Annotated in this window: 4 protein-coding genes; all 4 read left to right on the plus strand. The window is 62.4% G+C overall.

Annotated elements, in window-relative coordinates; translation table 11 throughout:
• Window positions 1-216: 216 nt before the first annotated feature.
• The gene (locus ENZ75_RS25655; protein WP_063168008.1) at window positions 217-915 is read left to right on the plus strand and encodes a DUF2161 domain-containing phosphodiesterase; all 699 of its coding nucleotides are present in this window, start codon (window positions 217-219) and stop codon (window positions 913-915) included.
• 56 nt (window positions 916-971) lie between these two features.
• On the plus strand, window positions 972-1379 hold the full coding sequence (locus ENZ75_RS25660) for a DUF930 domain-containing protein (RefSeq protein ID WP_032808257.1): 408 nt from the start codon (window positions 972-974) through the stop codon (window positions 1377-1379).
• A 181-nt stretch (window positions 1380-1560) separates the two neighbouring features.
• On the plus strand, window positions 1561-2223 hold the full coding sequence (locus ENZ75_RS25665) for a TerC family protein (RefSeq protein WP_128278414.1): 663 nt from the start codon (window positions 1561-1563) through the stop codon (window positions 2221-2223).
• A gap of 136 nt (window positions 2224-2359) precedes the next feature.
• The coding region (gene rimO, locus ENZ75_RS25670) for a 30S ribosomal protein S12 methylthiotransferase RimO (RefSeq protein ID WP_128278415.1) at window positions 2360-3415 on the plus strand (1056 nt) is incomplete at its 3' end.

Genomic DNA, 3415 nt, shown 5'->3' on the forward strand with positions numbered 1-3415 from the left:
GACAAGTACGGCGTCGACGATCCGATCCCTTCCACCTATTTCGGCCAGATCGGCTATCCGCTCCTGCGCCGCAGGAAGCTGCCGAACCGGGCGGTGCCGAACGCCGAAGCCTGACGGCTGGCCCGGCGTTGCGGTATCCACACCGGTCCCCTTTCGAGCCGCAGGACGCCGAACCACCGGAAGGCTTTTCGCCTCGAATCGGCTAAACCTTGCGCCATGAACGAGACCTCACTCTATGCGCCGGTGAAGCGGTTCCTCGAAAGCCTCGACTTTGTCGTCAAAGGCGAGATCGACGGCTGCGATGTTGTTGCGTTGCGCGAGGGGGAGCCGCCGGTTGTCGTCATCTGCGAGTTGAAGCTGCAGTTCAATCTCGAACTGGTGCTGCAAGGTGTCGATCGTGCGGCGGCCTGTGACGAGGTGTGGCTGGCCGCGCGCATGTCGGCTCGCGGCAAGGGACGCGAAAGCGATGCCAGGTTCCGCAATCTCTGCCGCCGGCTTGGCTTCGGCTTGCTTGGCGTGACCGCGACGGACCGGGTCGAGGTGCTTCTCAGCCCGATCGCGCTGGCGCCGCGCAAAAATGCCCGCCGGCGCTCCCGCCTGGTCGATGAGCACCAGCGCCGTCGCGGCGATCCCGTTGCCGGAGGAGGATCGCGCAATCCGATCATGACCGCCTATCGCCAAAGCGCCCTCGCCTGCGCTGCCGCCATGGTGGATGGCCCCAGGCGGCCGCGAGATCTGAAGGCGGTGACGCCGATCGCGCCCAAGATCCTGCAGCACAATGTCTATGGCTGGTTCGCGCGCGTCGACCGCGGCCTCTACGATCTTACCGATGCCGGCCGTGCCTCTTTGATCCGTTGGCCGCAGGCATCGCACGACGAATCCCGACACGCAATTTTGAACGCAGCAGCCATATGATTGAAGATTCCCGCAGCGTCCGAGGCGGTCCGCTCGGTTGATTTCTCCGACAAAATATGTTGCTTGTCCCGCCCATGAAGAAGCTCTGCATGACCGCCTTGGCGTCAGTGACACTGAGTTTTCCAGCCAGCGCAATGGACAATGCATTGCGCGCCGGACTGATGAAACTCGATCCCCAAACTCGCCTTGAACAGCGTTGCGACGCCGAAGTGCTCGACCGCATCACCCATGACGATCGCAAGTTCAAAGCCGATCGCGTCGTCGCCTACGCCTTTGCCACGCCCGAGATGGGCGCCGATGCAATCAAGAGCCCGGGTGCTGCGTTTCGCAGCAAGGGGCAGTGGTACAGGCTGAAATTCAAGTGCCAGACCGGGCCGGACCATATGGAAGTCTTGCAACTCCGCTACCGGATCGGCGACGAGATTCCGGAAGCCGACTGGGCAAAGTATAATCTCTACGATTGATTGGCGATCGGCCATGGTTTTGCCTGGCTGTCGGCGAGTGCCGCGAGCATTGGATCTGGCTTGACGTAGCGATGCTTCGGTGATGGCGCCACGCGTGATCCCTTGACGCCAAGGGACCACCAAGTTAGGGCCTCTGGGTAATCGACGAACACTCGGCAAAATCAGCAAGGGCTTCCGGTCGATGGACATTTTTTTCAGCGCTGCCAGCCTGACCGCCCTGCTCCAGGTCATCGCCCTCGACCTCGTGCTGGCCGGCGACAATGCGATCGTCATCGGCCTTGCCGCTGCCGGCCTGCCGGCTGACCAACGCAAGAAGGCGATCCTCATCGGCGTGATTGCGGCAACGGTGCTGCGCATCGGTTTTGCCGCAATTACCGTCAAGCTGCTGGCGATCGTCGGCCTGCTGCTGGCCGGCGGCATCCTGCTGCTGTGGGTCTGCTGGAAAATGTACCGCGAGCTGCGCACGTCACATGCCGATGAGCTGGAAGCGACCGAGGCGCTGTCGAATTCGGACCTCAACAGTGACCAAGCAGTCGCCGGCAAGTCGAAGCGCAAGACCCTTGGCCAGGCTGCCTTGCAGATTGTCGTCGCCGATGTGTCGATGTCGCTCGACAACGTGCTGGCGGTGGCTGGAGCGGCGCGTGATCATTTTCCGGTGCTGGTCATCGGCCTTGTGCTGTCGATCGCGCTCATGGGGCTGGCTGCGACCTTCATTGCCAAGCTGCTGCATCGCCACCGCTGGATCGCCTATGTCGGCCTGCTGATCATACTCTATGTCGCGCTGGACATGGTCTATCGCGGCGCGGTGGAGGTCTGGCCACATGTGAACAACGTGGTCGGCTGAAGCTGGCGGACATCCGCGTCTTCACTCCGTCGAAGCAAGACCGCCGTGCGTTTTGCCGCATCGCGGGCCTGCCCATACCAATGCCGCAATAAGTGTGGTACTGCGCCGGCAATCCTGAAAAGCCCGGAAACCCTCTATGTCCGCTCCCCGCGTGAGTTTTGTCAGTCTTGGATGCCCGAAGGCCCTCGTGGATTCGGAGCGCATCATCACGCGCCTGCGCGCCGAAGGTTACGAAATCGCGCGCAAGCATGACGGCGCCGACCTCGTCGTCGTCAACACCTGCGGTTTTCTCGATTCCGCCCGCGACGAGTCGCTCAACGCCATCGGTTCCGCGCTTTCGGAAAACGGCCGAGTGATCGTCACCGGTTGCCTGGGCGCCGAGCCGGACGTCATTCGCGAAAAGCACCCCAATGTGCTGGCGATCACCGGGCCGCAGGCCTATGAGAGCGTGATGGCCGCGGTGCATGAGGCCGCACCGCCGTCGCACGATCCCTATATCGATCTCCTGCCGCCGCAGGGTGTCAAGCTGACGCCGCGTCACTACGCCTATCTCAAGATTTCCGAAGGCTGCAACAACCGCTGCACCTTCTGCATCATTCCCGCACTGCGTGGCGACCTCGTCTCGCGGCCGGCGGCCGATGTGCTGCGTGAGGCTGAGAAACTGGCCAAGGCTGGCGTCAAGGAACTTCTGGTCATCTCGCAGGACACCAGCGCCTACGGCATCGACATCAAATACCAGACGTCGATGTTCGGCGACCGTGAAGTGCGCGCAAAATTCCTCGATCTTTCGGAGGAACTGGGCAAGCTCGGCATCTGGGTGCGCATGCACTATGTCTACCCCTACCCGCATGTCGCCGACGTCATCCCGCTGATGGCGGAGGGCAAGATCCTCCCTTACCTGGATATCCCGTTCCAGCATGCCTCGCCGCAGGTGCTGAAAAACATGCGCCGGCCCGCGCATGGCGAAAAGACGCTCGAGCGCATTCGCGGCTGGCGCGAGGTCTGTCCGGATCTGGCCATCCGCTCGACCTTCATCGTCGGCTTCCCCGGCGAGACGGATGACGATTTCGAGATGCTGCTCGACTGGCTCGATGAAGCCAAGATCGACCGCGCCGGCTGCTTCAAATACGAGCCGGTCCGCGGCGCCCGCTCCAACGATCTCGGTCTCGAACAGGTCCCGCAGGAAATCAAG

Origin of the sequence: Mesorhizobium sp. M7A.F.Ca.CA.002.04.1.1 (assembly GCF_004022805.1) — a bacterium.
GTDB lineage: Bacteria > Pseudomonadota > Alphaproteobacteria > Rhizobiales > Rhizobiaceae > Mesorhizobium > Mesorhizobium ciceri.

Coding starts and splice junctions, on each gene's coding strand:
- ENZ75_RS25655 (WP_063168008.1), top strand. CDS start 217: ATGAACGAGACCTCACTCTATGCGCCGGTGAAGCGGTTCCTCGAAAGC.
- ENZ75_RS25660 (WP_032808257.1), top strand. CDS start 972: ATGTTGCTTGTCCCGCCCATGAAGAAGCTCTGCATGACCGCCTTGGCG.
- ENZ75_RS25665 (WP_128278414.1), top strand. CDS start 1,561: ATGGACATTTTTTTCAGCGCTGCCAGCCTGACCGCCCTGCTCCAGGTC.